Annotated in this window: 25 protein-coding genes; 17 read left to right on the top strand and 8 right to left on the bottom strand. The window is 61.3% G+C overall.

The window, feature by feature from the left end; translation table 11 throughout:
• Nucleotides 1-12: 12 nt before the first annotated feature.
• Entirely contained in the window at nucleotides 13-501 is a 489-nt protein-coding gene (locus tag ACIX9_RS11440) for a TlpA family protein disulfide reductase (protein ID WP_157477497.1), read from the bottom strand.
• Between the two features lie 31 nt (nucleotides 502-532).
• Here ACIX9_RS11440 and ACIX9_RS11435 point away from each other — a divergent pair, with 31 nt between their 5' ends.
• The 5 genes from ACIX9_RS11435 to truB all read left to right on the top strand — a co-directional run bounded on the left by ACIX9_RS11435 (nucleotide 533) and on the right by truB (nucleotide 4,375).
• Nucleotides 533-1,621 (top strand): glycosyltransferase, encoded by a 1,089-nt coding sequence (locus ACIX9_RS11435; protein WP_013580646.1) that lies wholly within the window; start codon nucleotides 533-535, stop codon nucleotides 1,619-1,621.
• A 222-nt stretch (nucleotides 1,622-1,843) separates the two neighbouring features.
• A complete protein-coding gene (locus tag ACIX9_RS11430; RefSeq protein ID WP_013580645.1) occupies nucleotides 1,844-2,284 on the top strand; it encodes a 6-pyruvoyl trahydropterin synthase family protein in 441 nt (146 codons plus the stop codon).
• Nucleotides 2,284-2,709 (top strand): 6-carboxytetrahydropterin synthase, encoded by a 426-nt coding sequence (locus ACIX9_RS11425; protein WP_013580644.1) that lies wholly within the window; start codon nucleotides 2,284-2,286, stop codon nucleotides 2,707-2,709. Before ACIX9_RS11430 ends, ACIX9_RS11425 begins: the two co-directional genes overlap by 1 nt.
• Nucleotides 2,710-2,724: 15 nt before the next feature.
• Nucleotides 2,725-3,315: a GTP cyclohydrolase I FolE gene (gene folE / locus ACIX9_RS11420; RefSeq protein WP_013580643.1), complete on the top strand. Its 591-nt coding sequence runs from the start codon at nucleotides 2,725-2,727 to the stop codon at nucleotides 3,313-3,315.
• 175 nt (nucleotides 3,316-3,490) lie between these two features.
• On the top strand, nucleotides 3,491-4,375 hold the full coding sequence (gene truB / locus ACIX9_RS11415) for a tRNA pseudouridine(55) synthase TruB (RefSeq protein ID WP_013580642.1): 885 nt from the start codon (nucleotides 3,491-3,493) through the stop codon (nucleotides 4,373-4,375).
• Between the two features lie 157 nt (nucleotides 4,376-4,532).
• Here truB and ACIX9_RS11410 read toward each other — a convergent pair whose 3' ends face one another.
• A complete protein-coding gene (locus ACIX9_RS11410) occupies nucleotides 4,533-5,276 on the bottom strand; it encodes an arylesterase (RefSeq protein WP_013580641.1) in 744 nt (247 codons plus the stop codon).
• A 47-nt stretch (nucleotides 5,277-5,323) separates the two neighbouring features.
• Between ACIX9_RS11410 and ACIX9_RS11405 the strand changes: the two genes are divergently transcribed.
• The 4 genes from ACIX9_RS11405 (at nucleotide 5,324) to ACIX9_RS11390 (ending at nucleotide 9,459) form a co-directional block, all read left to right on the top strand.
• Entirely contained in the window at nucleotides 5,324-6,067 is a 744-nt protein-coding gene (locus ACIX9_RS11405) for an ABC transporter ATP-binding protein (protein ID WP_013580640.1), read from the top strand.
• 93 nt (nucleotides 6,068-6,160) lie between these two features.
• Nucleotides 6,161-6,400 carry a hypothetical protein gene (locus ACIX9_RS11400; protein WP_013580639.1) on the top strand — a complete coding sequence of 80 codons (240 nt, stop codon included), beginning with the start codon at nucleotides 6,161-6,163 and terminating at the stop codon, nucleotides 6,398-6,400.
• Between the two features lie 41 nt (nucleotides 6,401-6,441).
• Nucleotides 6,442-6,834 carry a type II toxin-antitoxin system VapC family toxin gene (locus ACIX9_RS11395; protein ID WP_049789420.1) on the top strand — a complete coding sequence of 131 codons (393 nt, stop codon included), beginning with the start codon at nucleotides 6,442-6,444 and terminating at the stop codon, nucleotides 6,832-6,834.
• Nucleotides 6,835-6,861: 27 nt separating this feature from the next.
• Entirely contained in the window at nucleotides 6,862-9,459 is a 2,598-nt protein-coding gene (locus tag ACIX9_RS11390) for an ABC transporter permease (RefSeq protein WP_013580637.1), read from the top strand.
• A gap of 102 nt (nucleotides 9,460-9,561) precedes the next feature.
• Here ACIX9_RS11390 and ACIX9_RS24735 read toward each other — a convergent pair whose 3' ends face one another.
• Entirely contained in the window at nucleotides 9,562-9,711 is a 150-nt protein-coding gene (locus tag ACIX9_RS24735; RefSeq protein WP_013580636.1) for a hypothetical protein, read from the bottom strand.
• Nucleotides 9,712-10,088: 377 nt separating this feature from the next.
• Between ACIX9_RS24735 and ACIX9_RS11385 the strand changes: the two genes are divergently transcribed.
• Nucleotides 10,089-10,931, top strand: a complete 843-nt coding sequence (locus tag ACIX9_RS11385; protein WP_083808515.1) for a PGN_0703 family putative restriction endonuclease — start codon at nucleotides 10,089-10,091, stop codon at nucleotides 10,929-10,931.
• 34 nt (nucleotides 10,932-10,965) lie between these two features.
• Here ACIX9_RS11385 and ACIX9_RS11380 read toward each other — a convergent pair whose 3' ends face one another.
• From ACIX9_RS11380 to ACIX9_RS11365, 4 genes are all read right to left on the bottom strand, one after another.
• Nucleotides 10,966-12,732 carry a S1 RNA-binding domain-containing protein gene (locus ACIX9_RS11380; protein ID WP_013580634.1) on the bottom strand — a complete coding sequence of 589 codons (1,767 nt, stop codon included), beginning with the start codon at nucleotides 12,730-12,732 and terminating at the stop codon, nucleotides 10,966-10,968.
• A 112-nt stretch (nucleotides 12,733-12,844) separates the two neighbouring features.
• The gene (glgX, locus tag ACIX9_RS11375) at nucleotides 12,845-14,962 is read right to left on the bottom strand and encodes a glycogen debranching protein GlgX (RefSeq protein WP_013580633.1); all 2,118 of its coding nucleotides are present in this window, start codon (nucleotides 14,960-14,962) and stop codon (nucleotides 12,845-12,847) included.
• Nucleotides 14,963-15,100: 138 nt separating this feature from the next.
• Complete coding sequence (locus ACIX9_RS11370) at nucleotides 15,101-15,712, bottom strand: D-sedoheptulose 7-phosphate isomerase (RefSeq protein WP_013580632.1); 612 nt, start codon at nucleotides 15,710-15,712, stop codon at nucleotides 15,101-15,103.
• A 13-nt stretch (nucleotides 15,713-15,725) separates the two neighbouring features.
• Nucleotides 15,726-16,220: a GtrA family protein gene (locus ACIX9_RS11365; RefSeq protein WP_013580631.1), complete on the bottom strand. Its 495-nt coding sequence runs from the start codon at nucleotides 16,218-16,220 to the stop codon at nucleotides 15,726-15,728.
• 145 nt (nucleotides 16,221-16,365) lie between these two features.
• Here ACIX9_RS11365 and ACIX9_RS11360 point away from each other — a divergent pair, with 145 nt between their 5' ends.
• A complete protein-coding gene (locus tag ACIX9_RS11360) occupies nucleotides 16,366-17,286 on the top strand; it encodes an alpha/beta hydrolase (RefSeq protein WP_013580630.1) in 921 nt (306 codons plus the stop codon).
• A 7-nt stretch (nucleotides 17,287-17,293) separates the two neighbouring features.
• Here ACIX9_RS11360 and ACIX9_RS11355 read toward each other — a convergent pair whose 3' ends face one another.
• Nucleotides 17,294-17,683: a cupin domain-containing protein gene (locus tag ACIX9_RS11355; RefSeq protein WP_013580629.1), complete on the bottom strand. Its 390-nt coding sequence runs from the start codon at nucleotides 17,681-17,683 to the stop codon at nucleotides 17,294-17,296.
• A gap of 184 nt (nucleotides 17,684-17,867) precedes the next feature.
• On the opposite strand from ACIX9_RS11355, the gene ACIX9_RS11350 reads away from it, so the two are divergent.
• The 6 genes from ACIX9_RS11350 (at nucleotide 17,868) to ACIX9_RS11325 (ending at nucleotide 25,880) form a co-directional block, all read left to right on the top strand.
• Nucleotides 17,868-19,319 carry an ammonium transporter gene (locus ACIX9_RS11350; RefSeq protein WP_013580628.1) on the top strand — a complete coding sequence of 484 codons (1,452 nt, stop codon included), beginning with the start codon at nucleotides 17,868-17,870 and terminating at the stop codon, nucleotides 19,317-19,319.
• 52 nt (nucleotides 19,320-19,371) lie between these two features.
• Nucleotides 19,372-19,710, top strand: a complete 339-nt coding sequence (locus tag ACIX9_RS11345; RefSeq protein ID WP_013580627.1) for a P-II family nitrogen regulator — start codon at nucleotides 19,372-19,374, stop codon at nucleotides 19,708-19,710.
• Between the two features lie 56 nt (nucleotides 19,711-19,766).
• A complete protein-coding gene (gene glnD, locus ACIX9_RS11340) occupies nucleotides 19,767-22,442 on the top strand; it encodes a [protein-PII] uridylyltransferase (protein WP_013580626.1) in 2,676 nt (891 codons plus the stop codon).
• Nucleotides 22,432-23,145, top strand: coding sequence for a hypothetical protein (locus tag ACIX9_RS11335; RefSeq protein ID WP_013580625.1), 714 nt, complete (start codon nucleotides 22,432-22,434; stop codon nucleotides 23,143-23,145). Before glnD ends, ACIX9_RS11335 begins: the two co-directional genes overlap by 11 nt.
• Nucleotides 23,146-23,317: 172 nt before the next feature.
• The gene (locus ACIX9_RS11330) at nucleotides 23,318-23,935 is read left to right on the top strand and encodes an NADH-quinone oxidoreductase subunit B (RefSeq protein ID WP_013580624.1); all 618 of its coding nucleotides are present in this window, start codon (nucleotides 23,318-23,320) and stop codon (nucleotides 23,933-23,935) included.
• Between the two features lie 289 nt (nucleotides 23,936-24,224).
• Entirely contained in the window at nucleotides 24,225-25,880 is a 1,656-nt protein-coding gene (locus tag ACIX9_RS11325) for an OmpA family protein (RefSeq protein WP_013580623.1), read from the top strand.
• Nucleotides 25,881-25,948 lie beyond the last annotated feature (68 nt).

The raw sequence follows: 25,948 nt of genomic DNA, 5'->3' as shown, positions 1-25,948 counted from the left end.
TCGGACCTGGGTTTACAACTTGCTCAGATAATCCGTAATCTCCGGCCCCGTCCAATCCTGCGCGCCAATAAACTTCCGCCGCAGCACCCCGTTCCGGTCGATGATGTACGTCTCCGGAATCTGCACCGTCCCATACAGCGCATTGATCTTCGCGTCCGAGTCCCGAACCGTCGGGATATCCACATGATGCTTCACCAGGAACGCCCGATAAACCTCGTCATCCTGGTCCGTGCTCACGGCCACCACCGCGATTCCCGGCATCTTCTGCTTCAACGCCAGCAGGCTCGGCAGCTCCTGCACGCACGGCGCGCACCAGGTCGCCCAAAGGTTCAGCACGACGATCTTCCCGCGTAGCTTCGCCAGGTCCACCGTCTCCACGCCATCGGTCATCACAAACTGTGCCGCAGGCTTGCCGATATTCCCCGGATGCGACCCGCGATCGCACGCCGTCAGCCCCGCCATCAACAATGCCGCCGCCAAACTCGTCCAGACTCTTCGCACGCCACGCTCCACCTTCCTATAATACGAACTCGTGGCCGACATCTCAGAAAACATCCCCGCGGTACCCCAAACTTCGCCGCTCGAACTCACCGTCATCGTCCCCGCCCGTAACGAGCAGGACGCTCTCCCCGCCTGCCTCGAATCCCTCCTCGCCCAGTCCGAGCCCGGCTTTGAGCTCGGCCGCCACTGGGAGCTCATCGTCGTCGACGACCACTCCACAGACGAGACCCCCCGTATCATCGCGCAAGCCGCGCAAACCCCCGGCGTCATCGCCCTCCCGGCACCCACCCTCGAACCCGGCCGCAACTCCGGCTTCACCGGCAAGACCAGCGCCTGCTGGGCCGGAGCTCAGATCGCCCGCGGCCGCCTCTTCGTCTTCACAGACGCCGACACCATCCACGAGCCCGGCGACCTCTCCCGCGCACGCCACGAACTTGAAAAATATAAGGTAGCCCTCCTCTCGTACTCGCCCCGCCAGCTCGTCTCTACCTTCTGGCAGCGAGCCCTCATGCCCCTTGTCTTCGCGGAGCTCGCCACAACCTACCCCATGGCCAAGGTCAACGACCCCGACAACCGTATCGCCGCAGCCAACGGCCAGTTCCTCATGGTGGAGCAGGAAGCCTACTTCTCCGTCGGAGGCCACCGAGCCGTAGGCCCGGACGTTCTTGAAGACGTGGCCCTCGCCCGCAACATCAAGCGAGCCAAACACCCCCTCCGTTTTCGCTATGCCCCGGACGCCCTCGCCACGCGCATGTACCGCACCAACGCCGCCATGGTGGAGGGCTGGACCAAAAACCTCGCACTCCTCTTCTCAAACGCCCTCGTGATGGCCGCCATGCGCTCGCTGGAGCTCCTCCTCATCGTCGGAATCCCAACGATCGCTCTCGTCTACCCCTTCTTCATCAGTTGGCAGCGAGCAGCCCTCTTTGTGGTCTGGTTCCGCGGCCTCTGGGCCTTCTACCGCCGAACCTCCCGCTCCAACTTCCCCATCACGGACTGCGCCATAGCCATCCTCGGCCTGCCCCTGCTGATCGTGCTCCTCCTCCGCAGCTACATGCAGGTCAAGATCACCAAATCAGTCGAATGGAAGGGCCGCACCTACCCCACCGACACCCACTGATGCCAAAATCTCAACCCTCCACAACCGTCATTCTGAGCGAAGCTCAGAATGACGGTTGTGGTTGTTGCCGTTGTCTGTTTTAGGTCGTTGTTTGTTTTAGGTCGTCATTCTGAGCGAAGCTCAGAACCTCCGTATTGGCTTTTGTTCTTGCTTTTGTCGTTGCCTTGCCTACCCACTCCCGCACCCCACCCCATTCCGCTAACATCTAAACAGGCACACCCTATGATCCTCCTCACCCGCAAAGCCGAGTTCTCCGCAGCCCACTTCTACTGGAACGATGCCCTCTCGCAGCAAGAGAACGAACGCATCTTCGGCAAATGCGCCAATCGCAACGGGCACGGCCACAACTACACCCTGGAAGTCACCGTAGCGGGCGAAGTAGACCCCATCACCGGCTTCGTAGTAGACCTGAAGAAGCTGAAGGATATCCTCGAGCAAGAGGTCGTAGGCGTCTACGACCATCGCCACCTCAACCTGGAAATCCCAGACTTTGCCACCGTCATCCCCACCACGGAAAACATTGCGATAGCCATCTGGCGTCGCCTCGCCGGCAAGATCCCCAACGCCACCCTCCACCGCGTCCGCGTCTACGAGATGCCGGACCTCTTCGCAGACTTTTACGGAGACTTCGGCCCAGAGGCCGAGGCAGGAGCAGGGAACTGATGCCCATCGCCCACCTCTCCCGCCGCTACCACTTCTCCGCCTCCCACCGCCTCCACGCGGACACGCTCTCAGCCGCGCAGAACCAGGCCACCTTCGGCAAGTGCAACAACCCCTACGGCCACGGCCACAACTACACGGTAGAGGTCTGCTTCAGCGGCCCAGTCGATCCCGCCACCGGCATGGTCACCAACCTCGCTGACCTCGACGCCTTCGCCCACGCGCATCTCCTCGCGCCCTTCGACCAGACCAACCTCAACACCCTCGCTCTCTTCGCGGACCTGGTCCCCAGCACAGAGAACCTCTCCATCGAGCTCCACAAAATCTTCCTCACCTACCCCCACGCCCGGCTCGAGCGCATCCACATCGAAGAGACCCCCAACAACTCCTTCGACTACGCCGGCCCCGCGCATCTGCCCAAGCTCTAGAAAGGTACGTCCGCAATGTCCGAACAGAACCAGACCCTCGCATCCGCATCGACGCAAGACCTCTACCGCGAGATGATCCGCCGCATGGGCGAAGACCCTGACCGCGACGGCCTTCTCCGCACTCCGGAGCGCATGGAGAAGTCCACCGCCTTCCTCACCCAGGGCTATAAACAGACCGTCACAGAGGTCCTCCACAACGCCCTCTTCGACGTCGACTACGACGAGATGGTCATCGTCAAAGACATCGAGTTCTATTCCCAGTGCGAGCACCATCTCCTGCCCTTCTTCGGCAAGGCCCACGTCGCCTACGTCCCCAACGGTAAGGTCATCGGTCTCAGCAAGATCGCACGCCTCGTCGACGTCTTCGCCCGCCGCCTGCAAGTCCAGGAGCGCCTCACCCGCCAGATCGCCGAGTCCATCGAAGAGGCCATCGCCCCCCAGGGCGTAGGCATCATCCTTGAAGCCCAGCACCTCTGCATGATGATGCGCGGCGTAGAAAAACAGCACTCCCACACCGTCACCTCCGCCATGCTGGGCGTCTTCAAAACCCAACTCCAAACCCGTAACGAGTTTCTCTCGCTGGTCCGCCATAAAACGACCCTCTAGCGTATTACCGTTCTCGTTTCCAGCGCTGTTTCCTTAGCCAACACCGTCAGCTCAAACAACGCCGTCACCCAAGCAAGGTCGTCATTCTGAGCGAAGCTCAGAACCTCCGTATTGGCTCTGGCCGTTGCTGTTGCTTGTTCTCGCCCACCACTCACCATTAATAGAAAGAACACCCTTGCCCCCTCTCAACGGCCTCCTTATCCTGGACAAACCCACCGGCATGACCTCCCACGACGTGGTCTCCATCGTCCGTAGAGCCACCGGAGAAAAATCCATCGGCCATCTCGGCACCCTCGACCCCATGGCCACCGGCGTACTCCCTTTGCTCCTCGGCAAATACACCCGCCTCGCCCAGTTCTTCAACCAGGCGGAGAAGTCCTACACCGGCCACATCCGCTTCGGCTTCGCCACCGACACCTTCGACGCAGAAGGTACCCCCGCCACAGACCCCAAGCCCCTCACCCAGTCCCTGGAAGACCTCCGCACACTGGCAGAAAAGTTCCACGGCGACCTCGACCAAATCCCCCCCGTCTACTCCGCAAAAAAGCTAGGCGGCGTCCCCGCCCACAAGCTTGCCCGAGCTGGCCTCCCCGTCCCCGTCAAACCCGCCCGCATCCACATCCACGACTTCCAACTCCTGGATCTCGAAGCCGACACCACAACCTTCCAGATGACCGTCTCCGCCGGAGGCTACGTCCGCTCGGTCGCCCACGAGCTAGGTGAACTAGCCGGAAGCGGAGCTCATCTCTCCAGCCTCCGCCGCACCCGAGCCGGCCTCTTCACCCTCGCCCACGCCATCACGGTAGACCAGCTCAAGCAGGCCAGCACAGACGAAACCATCACGGAGCTACTCCCCCACCCCCGCACCCTGCTCCCGGACATGCCCTCCGTCACCGTAGACGATCAAGCAGCCGGCCGCCTCCGCAACGGAATGCAGGTCAACCTCCCCGACTTCTCCCAGGCCCCCCTGATCAAAGTCTTCACCAGCCCCACTGACCTCCTCTGCATCGCCAAGCGCATAGCCGGCACCCTCATGCACCCCATGGTCGTGATGGGCTGAACCACACACAGCAACAACCGTCATTTTGAGCGAAGCTCAGAACCTCCGTATTGGTCTTTGCTGTTGTTGTCGTTGCTGTTCGGATGAGAGGGGGGCTTCAGCCCCCCGTCCCTCGCAACCAGGACAACCGGGCTTTAGCCCCGGGCCTTCCCCACCTCTACTTCCTCAGCAGCGGCTCCACCAGCGGCAAAACATTCCGCGCCACCACCGCATTCCCCTTCTCCGTCGCATGCGTCCGATCCCCCTGCATCATCCCCGGCACCCCATACACATCCTTCAGCAAAAACGGCAGCACCGGCACACCGTACTTCTTCGCCAAAACCGGATAATTCGCAGTAAAGCTAGTCACATAATCCGCCCCATAATCAGGCGGCAGCGTAATCCCCGCCAGCACCACCTTCGCCCCACTCGCCTTCAGCCCTTCGATCATCGTCGCCAGATTCGCCCGCGTCGTCTTCACGTCGAACCCCCGCAGCCCATCATTGCCCCCAAACTCCAGCACCACCACCGCCGCCTTCATCCGCTCGACCCCCGCCAGCCGGTCCACCCCATCCTTCGTCGTATTCCCGCTGATCCCCTCATTCACCACCCGGTACCGATACCCCGCTCCATCCAGGTCCTTCTGCAGAAAATCCGGATAGCTCGCCCCATCCTCAGCCCCATAGCCCGCTGTCAAACTATCCCCAAAACAAACCACCAGCGGCCGGCCGTCCACCACATCCGCCTTCCGTATCGCAGCCTTGGGAGCCTCCACCGGCCCCGGCGCGTTGTTTTCCGCCACCTCCGGAGACGTCCTACCCCCATCATCCGTCTTACAACCAGCCAGACCCGACAACAAACCCGCTAAAATAAAAGAGCCGACAAACTTCTGCATCCTCTCAAAATACCAAAGAACGTTCAAATCACCGCCTCCTAAAGCGCACCCGAACCCTTCCATCCAGGAGACAGATGCCTCCCAGCCCCACAGCAGTTACCCCCGCCGCCCAGCAAGACGTCATTCAGGTCAAGTCCCTCCGCAAGTCCATCCGCAACGGCACCCGCACGGTCGACATCCTCAAAGGCCTCGACTTCGCCATCCCGCACGGCCAGTTCGCCGCCATCATGGGCACCTCCGGCTCCGGAAAATCGACGCTCCTCGGCCTCCTCGCCGGCCTCGACACCCCCACCTCGGGCGACGTCATCCTTAACAGCCAGCCCATCTCCTACCTCCCCGAAGACCAGCTCGCCCAGGTCCGCGGCCGCACCATCGGCTTCGTCTTCCAGTCCTACCAGCTCATCCCCACCCTCACCGCGCTTGAAAACGTCCTCCTCCCCCACGAGCTCAACGCCGACGCCAGCAAACAGGACGGCCTAACCCGCGCCCGCACCCTCCTTACCTCCGTAGGCCTCGGCGACCGCCTCGACCACTACCCCGTCCAGCTCTCCGGCGGTGAGCAGCAGCGCGTCGCCCTCGCCCGCGCCTTCGTCCTTCGCCCCCCCATCGTCCTCGCCGACGAGCCCACCGGCAACCTCGACACCACCAACGGCGCCCACATCCTGGAGCTCCTCCTCAACCTCAACAAAACCGAAGGCACCACATTAGTCCTGGTCACCCACGACCCAGTCTTAGCAACCTACGCCGACCGAGTCATCACCCTACGCGACGGCCTCATAGTCTCCGACACTCTCAACCCGAATCCAGCCGTCCTCTAAACAATAAAAGTCACGAAGTGACCGCCCCACGCGTAGTGGGGCCGTCCGGCAGGACAAATCCTTGGATAGAATCAAATTGAGAGGAGGGGCATTATGACCATTGAGATTCACCAACCCGAACTCGAAGCCCTGATTCAACAGCGAATGGCCAGCGGTCATTTTCAGGATGTAGAAGATGTCCTCATTCAGGCGCTGAAGCTTGCTCCCTCCGTCAACGATTCAGCAGCCACTCAGCAGACCCTGGAAGAAATGTTCGCTAAAGCCAGGGGCCTTGGCGATGATCTAGACATCACACGCGATCCCTCTCCAGGCCGCATCATCGATCTCTCGTGACCTCAGGCTTTTTGCTCGACACAAACATTCCGTCTGAGCAGATGCATGTCTTACCTGACCTGAGAATCGGCATCTGGATGTATGCGCAGCCAGAAAGCTCGCTCTATCTCAGCGTCATGACGATAGGGGAACTGCGTAAGGGCACCACACTCCTGCCCGAAGGCAAGCGCCGCCGGCAGCTAGAACAGTGGCTTGATCACGAACTGGTCCCCAGGTTCCACAGCCGCATCCTCCCCATCACTCAAACCATCGCAGACCACTGGGGAATCCTCAGCGCCCGGCGTCAACGCCAGGGCGCACCCTTGAGCATGGCTGACGGTCTCATCGCCGCCACAGCCCTCCACCACAACCTCACCGTAGTCACCCGCAACATCAAAGACTTCACTGACCTCGGCGTCCCCCTCCTCAACCCCTGGGAATCCAACCAGCCCTGACCTGTTTGCGAAGTCGAGACACTACCCATGCCCAGCCTCTCCTACCCCACCGCCTTCCGCATCGCCTCCAGAGAGATGCGTTCCTCACGCGGCAAGTTCTTCTTCGTCATCCTCTCCGTCGCCATCGGCGTAGCCGCCCTCACTGGCGTCCGAGGCTTCTCCAACTCCTTCCGCACCACCCTCCTCACCCGCGCCCGCTCCATCATGGCTGCCGACCTCTCCGCCCGCACCAACCAGCAACCCACCCCCTCAGAGGCCGAAGGCCTCGCGACGATCGAGAGAGAAGGAGTCCAGATGACCCCCGTCACTGAGCTCCTCTCCATGGCCTCCGCCGCCAAAACCCTCGACCCCCTCCTCATCTCCCTCAAAGCCGTAGACCCCAGCGCCTACCCCTACTACGGCACAGTAGACCTCGAACCCACATCCACCCTCCAGCAAGTCCTCACCCCAGATTCCGTAGTCGTAGCCGACGACCTCCTCGTCCGCCTCCATCTCCAGATCGGCGACCAGCTCAAGATCGGCAACAAGCTCTTCCGCATCGCCTCGGTGGTCACCAACGAGCCTGATCGTCTCTCCAGCCAGTTCGCCGCCGGCCCCCGCGTACTCATCTCCCGCCAGGGCCTTGACGCCAGCGGCCTCCTCGCGCCCGGCAGCCACGCCGGCCAGCGCTTCCTCTTCAAGGTCCCCGCACCCGCCAACGGCGCACCCATCTCGGACGCCGCCGTAGCCGACCTCAAAGCCCGCCTCATCAAGCTCCTCCCGGAGTCGCAAATCACGGACTACCGCGAGACCAACCCAGCCCTTACCGCGGGCCTGGACCAGGCCACTAGCCTCCTCTCGCTCATGAGTCTCGTAGCCCTGGTCCTTGGAGCCGTAGGCGTAGCCATGGCCATGCGAGCCCATCTCCAGCAGCGCCTCGACACCATCGCCATCATGAAGTCTCTCGGCGCAGGCTCCGGCCAGATCATCAAGATCTACCTCATTCAGACCCTCCTCCTCGGCCTCGCCGGAGGCGTCGTCGGCGTAGGCCTCGGAGTAGGCGTTCAACTCGCCTTCCCGTATCTTCTCGCCAGCCTCATCAACGTCCGACCCGAACTCCATCTCGATCTCCGTGCCATCGCTGCCGGCCTCGGCGCAGGCGTTCTCACCACCTTCCTCTTCACCCTCCCGCCACTGCTCGATATCCGCGGCATCCGCCCCATCCTCATCCTCCGCCGCGCAGTCGATGAAACCGACGAACCCTGGCACGTGAAGCTCGTACGCCTGTTCACCAAAAACCTCGCCCAGATCGGCGCATTCCTCCTCATCCTCGCCGGCCTCGCCCTCATCGCCTTCCGCATCTCGGACTCCGCCTCGGTCGGGAAGTGGTTCACCGTCGGCCTCGCCGCCGTCCTTGCCGTCCTCCTCCTGGCCTCCTTCCTCGTCCTCAAAGCCCTCAAGTTCTTCCTCACCCGCACCCGCCTGCATCTCCCCTCCGCAGTCCGCCACGGCCTCGCCAACCTCTACCGCCCCGGCAACCCCTCCTCAGCTCTCCTCGCCGCGTTAGGCATGGGCGTCATGCAGATCATGATGGTCTTCCTCATGCAGAACGCCGTCGTCAAGCAGCTTCACATCTCCTCCGCCCCCAACCTCCCCAACATCTTCCTCGTCGATATCGCCAACGATGAGATCGACGGCATGCGCAAGCTCCTCACCAGCGCCCCCGGCATCACCGCCCCACCCGAGCTTCTCCCCGTCGTCAGCTCCCGCATCCTCGCCATCGACGGCGTCTCCGCCAACGACATCAAGACCAAGAACTTCCCCAAGCACATGCTCCGCTCCATCCAGCTCACCTGGGCGGAAGCCGTCCCGCCCGGAGCCACCGTAGCCTCCGGTAAATGGTGGACGAAGGCGCAGTCAGCCGCCGCCGCAGATCACCCCGTCGTCGCCGTTGCGGATTTTCAGGCCAAGCGCCTCGGCCTCAAGATCGGCAGCGTCATCACCTTCGCCGCCCAGGACAAGCAGTTCGACGCTACCGTCGCCGCCTTCACTCGCTCCGACGGCCAGCACGCCTACAGCCGCGCCGAGTTCATCCTTCCCGAACGCGCCCTCACCGGCCTCCCCGTCATCTGGTACGGCGGCGTCCACGTAGACCCCACCAAGGTCGCCGCCCTCCAGCGCGCCCTCTACGCCGCCTACCCCACCGTCACCGTCATCAACGTAGCCCAGGCGCTCGAAACCATCCGCGCGGTCGTCATCCAGATCATCTATGTCGTCCAGTTCCTCGCCGCCTTCAGCATCTTCGCCGGCATCGTCATCCTGGCCTCGTCCATCGCTGGCACCCGCTACCGCCGCATCCGGGAGGTCGTAGTCCTCAAAACCCTCGGAGCCACCCGCGCCCACATCGCGAGCATCTTCTCAATAGAGTTCGCGGTCCTGGGCCTGGTAGCCGGGTTAGTCGGAGTCTTCTTCGCCAACATAGTCGTCAAAGGCCTCCTCCGAGCCCTCACCGTCCCCAACACCTTCCAATGGGGCTGGAGCCTCGGCGGACTCTTCGGCACAGCAATCCTCACGGTAGCCACAGGCTGGATCGCCAGCCACCGCATCCTCGGCCAGAAGCCCCTGGAAGTCCTCCGCGAAGAGTAACGGCGACCCCAGCCACCACCCCCACAACCGTCATTCTGAGCGCAGCGAAGAACCTCCGTAGTTGCATTTGCATTTGGTGTTGCTGTTGCCTGTTTTGCGCCGTCATTCTGCGCGAAGCGGAGAATCTCCGTAGTTGCTCTTGCTTTTGCCGTTGCTTTTGCCGTTGCCGTTGCCGTTGCCGTTGCCGTTGCCGTTGCCGTTGCCGTTGCCGTTCGGATTAGAGGGGGGCTTCAGCCCCCCGTCAACAGTCAAGAAAAATCCGGGCCGTGGGCTGTAACAACCAAAGCTCTCTCCGCATCCCCCCCCCCGAAAAATAAATTTCGCCAAAACACTGAGCAAATTCGCATGTCAAGCCCCCACGCTCACAAAAATCCTCATAACCCACCCAGAAACAACAACTTACCCTCAAAAAATAGTTGGCATATTCACCCCACCCAAACTCGTACAATTAAAGCAGGGAAGAACCAAAGGAAATGGCCAAGCATCGCAAGCTAACTCATTTCGTTTGAAGACTTTGCCAATAAGCCGCCTAAAATCACAATCTTGCAAAGAAGTCCAAACCTAAACCATATCGAATCAAGACTTTAGACCAAAACAAGGGGGGAGGGGGTATGTGGTCAGAAGAAGAAATGCGAGACATAGAACCCGTCCGCCCAACCCCACGCCGCACCAACTCCCCAGCCATCCGGCAAGACCTCATCCGCCGCAACCTCACCCGAGCCGCAGCCCACCCCCACGACCAGACCCGCTCCAGCATCATCTACGCCCCCACTGAAACCGCCCACGGTAACTTCATAGACGCCTCGTATCGCCGCATCCAAGCCACCCCCGACTGGCAGAGACGCCTCACCAAACCCCATACCGCAAAGCGTCACGGCCGCCTCTCAGAGGTCCGCGACACAAGCTGGTGTGAGCTCGACACCGCCACCAGCTCCGACGCACTCCTCATGAACATCTTCTGCTACCCTCGCGTCCTAGCCACGGCATCCCTCCCCGCCCTCCTCGGCATAGACCCCGGCCAGACCCCCATCTTCGGCCACAAGCCACACACCCCGCTCCACCGCAACCTCACGGACACCACAGAGATCGACATGAAGCTGGGTCCGCTCCTCGTGGAAGCCAAGCTCACCGAAACAGACTTCCAATCCGCCCCCATCCGCAAGCTCCAGCGCTACCGGGACCTTGAAGAGGTCTTCAACCTGGAAGACCTAAAGGCAGAGCAGGGAACCATCCGCTCCTACCAACTCATCCGCGGAGTCCTCGCCGCCCACGTCCATCAGGCCAGCTTCTGCGTCCTCTGCGATGCACGCCGCCCCGACCTCATCGAGTCCTGGTTCCAGGTCATGCGAGCCGTCCGCTTCTACGACCTCCGCGCCCGCCTCCGCATCCACACCTGGCAGGAGCTAGCCCGAGCCCTCCCCGTCCCCCTGAAGGTCTTCCTCGCACAAAAATACGGCATAGAGTCCGCGTAGCGACTCTATGCCGTATTTGCACTTTGCTTCCGTCTTACGCTAGTTCCAAAGCCAGCTTCTTCGTCTCCGGCTCCAGCACCGTCAGCCGGAAGCTGCGAATCTGCCCAGCCTTCAGCGTCTTGTCATCGCTCGGAGCAACGACAGCCTTACCCTTGGCCGCCGGCTTGCTCGGCTCCGCGGAGGTCTTCCACTTCGACCCCAGCAACGACCCAAGGTTAGACAGATCCACCGGACCAGTCTTAGTCGCCAGATCCTCCACCGGAGCAGCCTCCGCCGGAATCGAGCACATCGCAATGATGCCCTCGCCCAGCTCCACACGAGCCGTATTCGAGACCCGATCCAGGTCGATCAACCGCCCGGTGACAACATCACCCACAGCATGTTCGGCAATGAACTCGTCGATGCCCGTAGGCACCAGTTGCTTGATCGAAAGCTTGAGCTGACGCTTCTCGCGGTCGATTTCCAGCACCTGCGCCTGCACCACCTCACCCACGCGCAGCACGTCGGAAGGATGGTTGAGCCGCTTCTCCGCCGTAATCTCGGAGATGTGGATCATGCCTTCCACACCCTCGGCGATCGTCACAAAAGCTCCGAACTTGGTGATGCTCGAAACCGGCCCTTCAACCACCGAGCCCGCATGAACCGTCTTCACCAGTTCAGCCCATGGATCGCCCAAGGCCTGCTTCAGTCCCAAGGACATCCGCTTCTGCTCCGTATCGATCCCCAGGATCACAGCCTCAACCGAATCTCCAACCTTGACGACGTCCGAAGGCTTACGCACCTTCTTGCCCCACGCCATCTCGGAGATATGGATCAGCCCCTCGATCCCCGGAGCAATCTCCACAAACGCGCCAAAGTCCGCATCCCGTGTGACGGTGCCGGTCACCTTATCGCCAATCTTGAACTGCTCGCTCACCGTATCCCACGGGTGCGGCAGCAACTGCTTCATCCCGATCGATATCCGCCGCCGCGCCGGGTCGGTGGCATCGATCTTCAGGATCTTCGCCTCAACCGAATCGCCAACACTCAACACATCCGCGGGATTCGCCACACGATGCCAGGCCATGTCGGAGATATGCAGTAGCGCATCCGCACCAGCCAGATCCACAAACGCACCGTACTCCGTCAGCGACCGCACGGTCCCGTTGACGACATCGCCCTCAGCCAACTCAGAGAACCGCTGATCCGCGCTCGCCCGCGCCTCTTCCTCCACAACGCTGCGTCGATCCACCACAGCATCCGGCCGTCCAGACTCGCCGCCCTCCAGATCGAGCGTCGTGATCCGCACCCGGATCTCCTGGCCCACAAGCTTCGCCATCTCATCCGCATCGCGCGTCCCGGAGCGTGACGAAGGCAGAAACGCCCGCATTCCGATATCGACAGTCAAGCCACCCTTGACCACACCCGTAACCGTACCGAGCACCGTCCCCTTGGCCTCAAACGCCTCTTCCAGGGACGAGTAGTCTTTAGGCGTAGCCGTCCGCTGCCGCGTCAGCTCGTAGTACCCATCCGTGTCCCGTCCCTTGACGGTCACGCGAACCTTATCGCCCGGCTCCACGGCTTTATCGCTGGCCGGAAACGAACTCAGGGGCAGGATGCCCTCAGTCTTGTAGCCGATGTCCAGAAATACAGTGTCGGCGGAGACGGCTACGACGGTCGCGTCGATCTGCTTGGAACCGCCGCTGCGATCCACCGCACTGGCACGCTCCTGATCGTTCTCTCGCAGCAGGGCAGCGAAGTCATAGTTCTCGTCTTCGGTTACATCGCTCGTTGTAGGGGGAAGGGGGGTATTGGTGTCCACCCTTCCATCTTATACGCGGCATTCGGTTGCGGAGAAGCGCCGGTCACCGCCCAGCACAAAGGCCGCCCCAAAAAGAGCGGCCTTTGCGATATTCATCCCATCCCTACGATCTCTAACGGCAGTCGCTCAACATGACGAACGTCCTGCCGCCAACGGTGATCTTCTCTCCAACGTCGGACTTCTGAAAAGGATCTTCAAGGTTTTCCGTGTTCAAGACATACTTCCACGGATTCCCGTTCGGAGGAGGCGGCAGCGTAAACTCCACACCCTCATGGAATGCGTTGATCAGCATAAGGAATGAATCGTCCTCAACCTTGTTGCCCTCCTCGTCGGAGACATTGAGCGTCTTACCGTTCAGCATCAACGCCAGCGACTTGCTCCAGGAAGAGTTCCAGTTCTCATCGGAAAACTCCTCTCCCGTGGTGTTGTACCAGGCGATATCCCGCACAACCGATCCGCGAATCGTACGATCCTGAAAGAACTTCCGCCGATGCAGATTCGGATGATTCCGGCGCATCTGGATTAGATTTGCCGTGAACTCCATCAACCGTCTCCGCGGCGAATCGAGATTCCAGTCATACCAGGTCAGTTCGTCGTCCTGGCAGTAGGCATTGTTGTTACCCATTTGCGAGCGGGCGACTTCATCTCCCCCGGCCAGCATGGGTACACCTTGCGAAAGCATCAGCGTCGCAAGAAAATTCCTCGTCTGGCGCTCCCGCAGAATATTGATTCCTTCATCCTCTGTAGGCCCCTCCGCTCCCATATTCCAGGAGTCGTTTTCGTTCGCTCCGTCCTGGTTATCTTCGCCATTGGCTTCATTGTGCTTCTGGTCGTAGCTCACCAGGTCGCACAGCGTAAAGCCGTCATGCGCGGTAACGAAGTTGATGCTGGCATAAGGCTTCCGTCCATCGGACTGGTAGAGATCGGAAGACCCCGTAAGCCGGTAGGCAAAGTCCGAAAGCTGACCGTCGTCACCCTTCCAGAATCGCCGCACCGTATCCCGATACTTGCCATTCCATTCCGCCCAAAGAACAGGGAACTCCCCCACCTGGTAGCCGCCTTCACCGACATCCCACGGCTCCGCAATCAGCTTCACATCGGCCAGCGTAGGGTCCTGGTGAATGGTCTCGAAGAACGCAGACAGCTTTGAGACCTCGTGCAAGCCACGCGCCAGCGTAGCCGCCAGATCGAAGCGAAATCCATCCACATGCATCTCGGTGACCCAGTACCGAAGGGAGTCCATCAGCAGTTTCAGCACCTGCGGATTGTGGACCTTCAACGTGTTCCCGGTGCCCGTGTAGTCCATGTAGAAGCGAGCATCGCCATCCACCGTCCGGTAGTAGGTCGTATTGCAGACACCCTTCATGGAGAGCATCGGCCCCTTCTCATTGCCTTCGCAGGTGTGGTTATAGACCACATCCAGAATGACCTCGAGACCCGCCGCATGAAGCTTCTTCACCATCTCCTTGAACTCGACGACCTGCCCACCCGTATCGCCGGAAGAGCTGAATCGAGCCATCGGAGCAAAATAGCCCAGCGTATTGTAGCCCCAGTAGTTTGAAAGTCCCTTATCCAGCAGGTGGCCGTCGTCAATGAAGTGATGCACCGGCAGCAGTTCAATCGCGGTCACGCCGAGCTTCTTGAAGTAGTTGATGCTGGACTCATGCGCCAGCCCCGCATAGCTCCCACGCAACTCCTCAGGAACCATCGGATTACGCTCTGAGTAACCCTTGACATGAACCTCATAGATCACAGAATCGGCCAGCGGAGTATCTGGCGGGCAATCCTCGCCCCAATCAAACTTATGAGAAACCACAACAGACTTTGGCACCCCGGCCTGCGAATCCTGGTCATCCCGCTTCATGTCGTCGCCGGACGCCACATCGTAGGGATAGATCGGCGCCTTCCAGTCGACATCTCCGCTGATCGCCTCAGCATACGGATCGACCAGCAGCTTCGCCTTGTTGAACCGCTGTCCATTTGCCGGGTCCCACGGACCATCGACACGGTAGCCATACCGCTGACCGGCCTTTACGCCGAGCACTAGCCCATGCCAGACATAAGCCGTATGCTCCTGCAGCGCGACACAGTCAGTCTGTTTGCCGTCTTCGTCGAAGAAGCAAACCTCAACACCCGTAGCGTGTTCGGAGTAGATCGCAAAGTTGGTTCCCTTCGAGGAAACCTTGGCGCCAAGGGGATACGGCCGGCCGGGAAGCAGTTTTCTGGGCATGAATTCTCATCTCAAACGGATTCACCCGTCCTACACATCGCACAAGAGGGTCCTTAGCGTAGATGCACACCAGCACCCGTAGGTTTGGCAATCCGCTCAGATGAGGTCAAAGCCAGTGACCGGGCCAAACTTAACGCGCTATTCGCTGACAATCTGCGGAGCCTTGTCGAAGTCCATCCCAAACGTAAACCGCTCCACGATCATGCAGAAGATATGCTCTAGCGCCAGGTGCGATTCCTGAATGTTCATGGTCGTCGTCGAAGGGATAATGACGTTGTAGTCGCAGGCTTCGCGCATCTTCCCCCCGCCATTGCCCGTGAATCCAATCGTCGTCAGCCCCAGCCGCCGAGCCTCCGCCATCCCCAGCAGGATGTTTGGCGAGTTCCCAGAGGTCGAAATCCCCAGAAATACATCGCCCTCCTGCCCCAGCGCCTCAATCTGCCGGGAGAACACCGCATCGTAGCCAAAATCATTGCCCGTCGCCGTCAGGATTGAGGTATCGGTCGTCAGCGCAATCGCCCGCAGTGCTGGCCGGTTCACGGTCAGCCGCACCACAAACTCCGCCACCAGGTGCTGCGCATCGGCAGCCGAGCCCCCATTGCCAGCCACCAGCAGCTTCTTCCCATTCCGCATGGCATCCGCCGTCAGACGGCCAATCTCCACCATCGTGTCGTGAATCTCATCGCTATCGTGTACCGCCTGCATGGTCGCAATCGACAGTGCAAGCTGGCGTCGAACTAGGTCTTTCATCACGGCTCCCGGCCTAACGGCGAAACGAAAATTTCTTGTGGGCAAAATAGCTATAGCTGGCAATCACCACCGAGTTAACGATGCCGGCCAGATACGGCGCATAAGGGTGTGTCAGCGCTGTCAGCAAAAACAGTTTCGTCGCCACGGGCAGGATCACCAACTCCACCGGCGTACTGACGCCATAGACCGCGAAACAACGCAGCCACTCCTTCAGATAGTTCCCATGCGTCCTGAACACAAAGTGCTTATAACCCAGGAAAGCGACCGTAATTCCAATCGGCTTGGACGTGATCGACGCAATATCCGCGATCAGCGGCTGGCCATGGGTCGGCATCAGATGGCCATAAAATCGAACGCAGGCAGCGTAGAGCGCGTAAGAGAAAAGCGTGTTGGAAGCGCCAACCAGAAGAAACCGGATCACCTCTCCCGTCGGGAAGACGCGACGCAAAGCCGCAAAGGGTCCGTGAGGTTCGGGGGTTGGCGTCACAATAGGGGTCAGGGTGTCCAAAGTTTGCTCCAACTTCATTTTAGCCGGTGGTGGCCCCCTGGTGCCGCCTTACGCAGATGGCCTGTCTCATCCCTGTTTCCAATCTCAATCCCAGCCTGGGTTAGAATCAGCGGGCACGCCATCCAAGCGTGCTGACGGAGCGTGCATGAGCCTTCACCGTATCTTCCTCAAAGCGGCTGTACTGTCGGCCACGGCCGCCTGCCTCACCTTGCCTGTCCTCGCACAAACAACCGCCCCCATGACGCCTCCCTCGGCAACCCTCCCCCTCTGGAAGTCCGGAACCCCCGGAGCCCTGGGCACGGCCGATGACGATATCCCCACCCTCGCCGTCTACCTCCCCTATGCGAATCCCACCCATACCGCCGTCATCGTCGCTCCCGGCGGCGGTTATCAGCACCTCTCCATGCAGAAGGAAGGCTCGGACGTCGCGCATTGGCTCAACGCCCACGGCGTAGCCGCCTTCGTGCTCAAGTATCGCCTCGGCCCCAAGTACCACCATCCCATCGAACTCGGTGACGCGCAGCGAGCCCTCCGCCTCGTCCGCTCCGGTGCTCAGTCTTACGGGATCGATCCAACCCGCGTAGGCATGTGGGGTTTCTCCGCTGGGGGCAGTCTCGCCGCCACGACCGGCACGCTCTTTGCGCCCGCCAACCCCGCCTCGCCGGACCCCATCGATCGCCTCTCCGACCGCCCCGACTTCCTGATCCTCGCCTACCCCGTCATCACCATGGAAGATCCTTACGTCCACACTGGCTCCCGCAAGTATCTCCTCGGAGACAACCCCGACCCCGCTCTGGTCGCGCTCCTGTCAGCAGAGAAGCACGTCACCGCGGACACCCCTCCCACCTTCCTCTTCACCACCACGGACGACCACACCGTCCCGGTCATGAACAGTGTCCTCTTCTACTCCGCGCTCGTCGCCGCCAAGGTCCCGGCCGAGCTTCACATCTTCCAGTCCGGCCCCCACGGCACCGGCCTAGCCCCCGGCTTCCCGGACCTCAAGGTCTGGCCTGACCTTCTCGCCACCTGGATGAGGGCCCGGGGCTATATGGCCCCAGGCTCCTGATCCAGAGCTACTTGACCTCTGCTCCACCGCGAAGATAGCTGTCGTCCTTGTCCAGCCAATCCTGCCGAGGCGGTGCGAACAGATCCAGGTCTACCGTATCCTCGAGCGCCAGCGCCGAATGCGGAACGTTCCCCGGAATCACCAGCACTCCGCCCGCACGAACCGTATGCACGGTCCCCGCGACATTGAACTCCAGCGCCCCGCTCAGAATGTAAGCAATCTGCTCATTCGCATGACTGTGCTCCGGCACCACGGACCCCTTCTTCAGCACAATCCTCGCCAGCATCGATTTCTCGCCTGACACATACTGCCGCGTCAGCGTCGGGCTCATCTGTTCTGCTTCGATATCGTCCCAGTGGTACAGCGTCGCACCCGCACTCTTCGTCTCATCAGCCATCGCTAACCCTCGTCGTTTCATTTCCCGCTTTGTCTTGCGGACCTGCTTGTGTAGAGTAAGCGAAACAACCGCATTTATGACGTCGCTCCCAAGCGCAGCGACCGGCACTTCGATTCGAGCCACTGTCTCTTTGCCGGATCGACGAGACTTCTGCAACACCAAACCTGATGAGGGCACACGACTGATGCGTTTTTCTGCGTTGAAGGTACACCTGGCGTTTCTCGCAATCCTTACCCTGGGTCTGACCTCCGCCCCATCCAAGGCCTTCGCCCAGGCCGCCGCTCCTGCCATGACGGCCTCCGCTCCGGCTGCCGATCCCACCAGCCGCATCGCCGCGCTGGAAAAGCAGGTTGCCGATAACACCGCCGCAACCGCAGCCGCGCAGACCGCAGGCGATAACGGCTGGATGCTCGTCAGCTCCGCGCTCGTCCTCATGATGAGCATTCCCGGCCTCGCCCTTTTCTATGGCGGCCTGGTCCGCAAGAAGAACATCCTCGGCACGATGATGCAGACCTTCGCCATGTGCGCCGTCATCACGGTGCTTTGGGCGCTCGTCACTTACTCACTTGCCTTCAGCTCCGGAAGCGCGTTTATCGGCGGCTTCTCCAACGTCCTCCTGCACGGCGTCGGCCTCCAGCTCGCCAAGGACTATGCCCCGACCATTCCGCTCCAGACGTTCATGGTCTATCAGCTCATGTTCGCCATCATCACCCCCGCGCTGATCACCGGGGCCTTCGCAGAACGCGTCAAGTTCTCCGCCATGCTGGTCTTCATGGTGCTCTGGGCCTTCATCGTCTATAGCCCGATGGCTCACATGGTCTGGGGCATCGGCGGTCTGCTCAACGTCGTCGGCGGTAAGTTCCCCTGTCTGGACTTCGCCGGCGGCACCGTCGTCCACGTCACCTCAGGCGTCTCCGCCCTCGTCACGGCGCTTTACCTGGGCAAACGCCTTGGCTACCCCAAGGTTCCCATGCCCCCACACTCGGTCGTCCTCAGCTTCATCGGCGCGGGCCTTCTCTGGGTAGGCTGGTTCGGCTTCAACGCAGGCTCCGCCCTCGGCGCCGGCACGCTCGCCACCTCCGCCTTTGTCGCCACTCACTTCGGTGCCGCTGCAGCCGCTCTCGGCTGGAGCGCGGCAGAGTGGATCAAGAACGGCAAGCCTTCCGCTCTCGGAGCCATCTCCGGAGCCGTAGCCGGTCTCGTCGGAATCACCCCCGCCGCCGGCTTCGTCACCCCCATGTCCGCCCTCTGGATCGGCCTCATCGTCGGCATCTTCTGCTTCTTCATGGTCGTCACCGTCAAGGCCCTCTTCGGTTATGACGATTCGCTCGACGCCTTTGGCGTTCACGGCGCAGGCGGCACCATGGGAGCCCTCCTCACCGGCATCTTCGCCAACTCCGTCATCAATCCCGTCTTCGGAGCAGGCAAGGCCACAGGCGCTCTTGAAGGCAACCCCCACCAGCTTCTCAACCAGCTCACCGGCGTCGCCATCGCTTGGACGCTCTCCATCGTCGGTACTCTGATCATCCTCGTAGTCGTCGATAAAACCATCGGTCTGCGTGTCAGTGAAGAGGACGAGCGTGAAGGCCTCGACCTCTCCCAGCACGGCGAAGAAGGTTACGACTGGGCGCACTAGTCCCTCAATCCGCAGCGCATAGAATGAGCGAACGAACCAGAAGGGAAGAGCAATGCAGAAGATCGAAGCCATCATCCAGCCATCGAAGCTGGACGAAGTCAAAGACGCACTCATCGAGCTCGGCGTAGAGGGCATGACGGTTCTGGAAGCACGCGGCCACGGCCGTCAAAAGGGACACACCGAGTTCTATCGCGGCCGGGAGTACGCCGTGGACCTTCTGCCCAAGGTCAAACTCGAACTCGTCGTCCCCGACACCATGGTCGAAGGCGCAATCCAGGCCATCATCACCGCCGCCCGCACCGGCAAGATCGGCGACGGCAAGATCTTCGTCTCGCGCATCGACGAGGCCATCCGTATTCGCAACGACGAGCGCGGCGAGATCGCACTCTAACTCCATACCGCCTCGAACTACCTCGACATCACCTGAACTAAGAAACCCGTGGTGCCATGGCAGAAGACGCACAAATCGCAGCCGCCATCGAGCGTCGCCGTCAGTATGAGAGCGACATCCTCGCCCTGCGCACCAGCTTTAAGGAACGCCTCCATCTCCCTTCGGCAGGCGTCACCGCTGTCTACGATCGCTCCGCGATCGTAGACGCCCTGGTCTCGCAGCTATGGGCAGAGACCTCATTCCCCCCCGGCGTTACCCTCGTCGCGGTAGGCGGTTACGGCCGCCGCGAGCTCTTCCCCTACTCCGACGTCGATCTCATGTTCCTGCTTGACGGACGCATCCCTGAAAAGGAGCTGAAGACCCCCGTCCGTCAACTCAACCAGTGCCTCTGGGACTGCGGCCTGCGAGTCTCGCCTATGACCCGCACCCTCGCCGAGTGCGAAAAATTCAACCCTGAGAACGTCGAGTTCACCCTCGCCCTGCTCGATGCACGCTTCCTCGTCGGCGATCTGGCGCTCTTCACCAAGCTGACAGAGAAATCTCTCCCACGCCTCATCGCCCGTGATCGCAAAAAAATAATTGCTCGCCTCGCGGAGGTCACCCGCACCCGCCATCGCAAGTACGGTGACACGCTCTTCCATCTCGAGCCCAACATCAAGGACTGCCCCGGCGGCCTCCGTGATGCACACGTCTTCGCCTGGCTCACCCGCCTCGTAGAACACCCTTCCCCAGCCCCGGACCCCAGTTTTCTCGAAGCCCGTCAGTTCCTTCTGCTCGTTCGCACCTTCCTCCATTTGCGTCATCAGCGCGACGACAACACCTTGGACTGGCACGCCCAGGATGAAGCTGCCTCGGCATCCCTCGGCATCTCTCCGCCCCCCCGTTCGCCCATCGACGCCGCCTACTGGATGCGGCTCTACTTCCGCCACGCCCGCAGCATTGAGCGCAACGCTGCCCGCTGTCTGGAAGAGGCCGCGCCCACCAAATCGCAGTCCCGCCTGCCCGGCATGGCTGCCCTTCGCCGCCTCTCCGGAGAGCCCGCCCAGCCCGGTTTTGAGATCCACCAGAACACCATCGTCCTCGCACCCGCGGGCGCGGAAGACCCCGCTGAAAACCCTGAGGTCATGCTCTCCCTCTTCGCCACCGTCGCACGCACCGGCGCGCGCTGCTCCGGTGAAACCGAGCAGCGCCTCGAACGCGCGCTCCCGCTCCTCTCCGCCCACCTGGAAGATGGCCCCGGCCTCTGGCGTCGCCTGGAACAGATCCTCACCGGCCAGTACGCCGGCCTTGCCCTCCGTTCCATGCACGCCCTCGGCATCCTGGAGCTCGTCATCCCGGAGTTCCACGGCATCGACGCCCTCGTCATCCGCGACGCCTACCACCGCTACACCGTGGATGAGCACACCTTCGTCCTCATCGACATCCTCCACGCCCTCACCGCGGTCACTCCGTCGAAGAACCCCGTAGGCCTCGATCAATGGGCCGCCCGCTTCTCGCCCATCCTGCGCGACCTCCCCCACCCCAGCCTCCTTTACCTCGCCGCCCTCCTGCACGACACCGGCAAAGGTCACAGCACCTCCGCCCACGCCGTCGAGTCCGCCCGCATGGCGCAAAGCGTCGTCCAGCGCCTCGAGCTCGACGCCTACGAGTCTGGCCTCGTCCTCAACCTCATCCGCAATCACCTTGAAATGTCCGCTGCCCTTCGCCGCGACGTCTTCGACGCCGAAACCGTCCGCTCCTTCGCCCCCAAGGTCCTCACCCCTGAGGCCTTGCGCATGTTGACCCTCTTCACCTACGCCGACATCGCCGCCGTCCACCCCGACGCTCTGACCCCCTGGAAGGCAGAAAACCTCCATCGCCTCTACATGGCCACCGCCGACTACCTCGACCGCAACGTAGACGACGAGCGCGTCGGCGTAGCCACGGAGAGCGAAGTCGGCGAACTCATTCATCGCGTCTCGGCCCTGCTGCCCGGCAAACGAGCCGAACTCGACCGTTTCCTCGAAGGCTTTCCCCAGCGTTACCTCCTCACCCGCAATCCAGACCAGCTCCGCAGCCACTTCAACATGGCCTCGCTCCTCGAAGCCGGTCCCGCGCAGGACACCATCCAGCTCGACTTCCGCTACTCCCCGGAGGTCAGCGAGCTCACCCTCATCACCCGTGATCGCCCCATGCTCTTCGCCAGCATGGCCGGCGCCCTCGCCGCCTGGGGCATGAACATCGTCACCGCCGACGCCTTCTCCAACGCCCACTCCATCGTCGTCGATAGCTTCCGCTTCACCGACACCTTCCGCACCCTTGAAATGAACGAGGAGGAGCGCGACCGCTTCGTCGAAAGCATTCGCAAGGCCATCGGGGAAGAACTCAGCAGGGAAGAGAAGGGCGAACTCATCGGAGCCTCACCCATCGAGACCATGCTCGCCTCGCGCCGCCGCAACCGCCGCAAAACCCCCAAAGTCCAGGTAGAGACCCGCGTAGACTTCAACAACGCCGCCTCCAGCCATTCCACCCTCCTCCAGGTCGTCTCACTCGATACCCCCGGCCTCCTCCGCGCCCTCTCCCTCACCCTCGCCGCACACGAGTGCAATATAGAGGTAGCCCTCGTCGACACTGAAGGAGAAATGGCCATCGACGTCTTTTACATCACCCATTCCGGCGCGAAACTCACGCCCGAAGCCCAGGATTCACTCCGCCGCACACTGCTCGAGGCCATCCAAGCCAATGCCCGCTAAGCACCTCCGCCGAATCGTCTGCCTCTCCGCAACCCTCGCCTCAACCCTCCCCTGCATCGCCGCACCCCCCGCCAGGGCCTGCCGCCAGGCCGTGATTGAGGGAGAGGTCACCGCCGGCCAGCCCTTTCTGAAAGCCATCGGCGGCAACCTCGCCCTTTACCTCCAGCCCATCGCCTCAGGCTGGATCATCCGGATCGTCCCCGCCTCCGGCCCTCGCGGAGAGCATGACTACGCAGAACTCGCGACCCCACCCTACAACTCCGTCACCGCCCTCTCCCTCTCCACGGACTTCGCCTTCCGCGCTCAGGATGCCGTAGGCTGGAACCCACGCCGCTTCCACTTCGCCACCAATCCGCAGACCTTCTCGCAACTCCTCCACGCCTACCAGGCCTTCCCCCCACCTCCGGCAAGCCCACCCGCCTCCGCCGAGCAACAGCTCGCCTCACTTCTCCCCCTCACCTCCCAGGGAACCCTGCGCATTCTCGACGCCCGCATGATTCCGGGCACGGCGGACCAGACCCCCATGGCCGCGACCGTTGCCTCCCACTTCGCATCCACCGCCCACACCGTGGACCAGCTCCAGACCCCCACCCCCCTCGGCAAGCTTCTCTGGCTAAAATTCCGCACGGAACTCGACCTTCCCCCAGCCTTCGTACCTGCTCCCGGCTTGAAGATTCAGCCCTCCGTCTGCTCCTCTTTGTAGCCGCTACGAATTTTTTTCGCATTCAGTCTTCCCATCAACCAACCTGCACAATCCCCGCTGCATCCATTTGTGAAGATCAGAAGACTATGCGTAAAGTGCTGAGACGATTCAATTCTTCGCACCAGACTGCCAATCTCCCGGTCAAAGACTGAAATCACCGTATTATTGACACATGACCACTCCCTCCCAAGAGACGACGAGCAACGGCCGCCCCACAGCCACTCCTCAGCAGAACGACCGCTATTTTTTCGGTACGCTGGATAGCTTCGGGAAGAACCAGGAAAAGCTGCGTGAAGTCAACTGGGGCTACGACCAGCCGGAAGGCATCGTCCTCGCCTCGCTGGACGCCGCCATCAACTGGGTGCGTAAAAACTCAGTCTGGCCCATGACCTTCGGCCTCGCCTGCTGCGCTATCGAAATGATGTCCATGGGCGGCTCCCGTTATGACATCGCCCGTTTCGGAGCAGAAGTCTTCCGCCCCTCGCCTCGCCAGAGCGATCTCATGATCATCGCCGGCCGCGTCTCGCAGAAGATGGCCCCTGTGATCCGTCGCCTTTACGAGCAGATGCCGGAGCCCAAGTGGGTCATCTCCATGGGAGCCTGCGCTACCTCCGGCGGCGTCTTCAACAACTATGCGCTCTTGCAGGGCGTCAATCAGATCATCCCTGTAGACATCTACGTTCCCGGCTGCCCACCCCGCCCGGAACAGCTTCTGTACGCCATCACCCTCTTGCAGGAAAAGATTCAAAGCGAACGAGGTACGGTTCGCCGCACCCTCAACCTGAGCTAAAGTCAGGTTAAGTCACTCAAACGATTTTGGAGTCGATCCCGGCCGTCCGGTCTTCGAAGAAGTAAAGTGAGACCGGACCACAAGTGATTACTCCGCAGGTTCCAGCAAAGAATACGGCGCAGTTTAGTCGAGATTCGCTGGTAAATTTCTTCCACGTAGGCAGTTGGACAATTTAGTTGTAGCTACTGGAAGTAAACGCGGTAAACTTTGTCATACTTTGACAAAGCAGAATGAGCTGGGATTCAAAATAGCTCTTACATCAAGTTGCAATTTTAGCGGAGGAAGTCGAATGGTTTATCGCCCGTTTTCTAGTATTGGCCGGCTCGGACTGGCTGCATGTGCAGTCAGCCTTGGAGTTGCGAGCCTGAGTGCGCAGTCTGCACCCAGCACCACCGCCCCAGTGGGGCCGAACCCTTCGCGTGTTGACATCTTCACCGGGTTCTCTTACTTCGGCGCACACGGCCAGGTCAAGCCGGCGGGCATCAACTACTCGTCGATCAACGAAGGTGCAATCGGCAGCGTCGCATACTACTTCAACAAGTATGTCGGAGCGGAAGCCAACCTCGTCGCTCACCCCGATGGAGCCAATGACGGCCTCTACACCGCAAGCGGCGGTCTGATCGTTCGCGCTCCCATGCAGAACTTCACCCTCTTCGCTCACGGCCTCGCCGGTGCCTCCCGCCTCGTTGGTCCGAACAGCGACAACGCAGCGACCTTCGAGCATGAGCCCTACACCACCGGTGTTGGACTCACCGCCGGCGGCGGCATGGACTACGATCTCCCCTTCTTCAACAATCGCTTCTCCCTGCGCTTGTTTGAGGCGGACTACCGCTACATCCACACCGACTTCGGTCCCGCGACCACCGTCCCCACCGGCGGCACCCTCGGCGGTCGTGCAAACCTCAGCGGCGTTGATCTCAGCACCGGTATCGTGACGCACTTCGGCCACATCATCCCGCCGCCGCCCGTCACCTATGCCTGCGCTGTCGCTCCCGCAGTTGGCTACCCGGGCGACCCCCTCACCGTCACCGGAACCGCAACCAACCTCAACCCCAAGAAGACGGCCACCTACTCGTGGACCTCTACCGGCGGCGCGGTGGTCAGCGGCACCAGCAACGTGGGCAACATCGACACCAAGACCCTCGCAGCTGGAACCTACACCATCAAGGGTCACGTCTCGGAGGGCAACAAGCCCGGCCAGATGGCAGACTGCTCGGCTGATTTCCAGGTCAAGGCCTTCGAGCCGCCGACCATCAGCTGCTCGGCGAACCCCTCGACCGTATCGCCTGGCGACTCTGCCATGGTCACGGCCAGCGGCATGAGCCCCCAGAACCGTCCTCTGACCTACAGCTACACCGCCTCGGCTGGTTCGATCAGCGGCTCCTCCTCCAGCGCAACCCTCGCCACCACCGGCGCAGCACCCGGCACCATCACGGTCACCTGCAACGTTGTTGACGATAAGGGCCAGACCGCAACCTCGACGACCTCGGTCACCGTTGTTGCTCCTGCTCCGCCACCGGCTCCCACAACCTCGGCCCTCTGCTCGATCAGCTTCGACCGCGACACCAAGCGTCCGACGCGCGTCGATAACGAAGGCAAGGCTTGCCTGGACGATCTCGCTCTGAACCTGCAGCGCACCACCGACGCGAAGCTCGCAGTCGTTGGAAACGCAGCAAGCGCAGAGAAGATGGGCCCGCACAAGGCTGCTGAGCGCGCTGTCAACACTAAGGCATACCTGGTCGGCGAGAAGGGCATCGACGCAAGCCGCGTCAATGTCTACACCGGCACCACCGATGCCAAGACGGTTACCGATACACTGGTTCCCGCCGGTGCAACGATGGACATGACCGGTGTCACCCCTGTGGATGAGAGCGCTGTCAAGGCTCTGCCCCGCAAGGCTCTGCCCGCTGGTCACAAACACCACAAGCACCACAAAAAGGGCTAACCCCCTTACCCGGTTGAAATGACCGGTCAAACTCAACGGCTGGCTGAGCTTCCACTCAGCCAGCCTTT

The organism is Granulicella tundricola MP5ACTX9 (genome assembly GCF_000178975.2).
GTDB classification, from domain to species: Bacteria; Acidobacteriota; Terriglobia; order Terriglobales; family Acidobacteriaceae; genus Edaphobacter; species Edaphobacter tundricola.
This window is presented reverse-complemented; position numbering and strand designations above follow the sequence as displayed.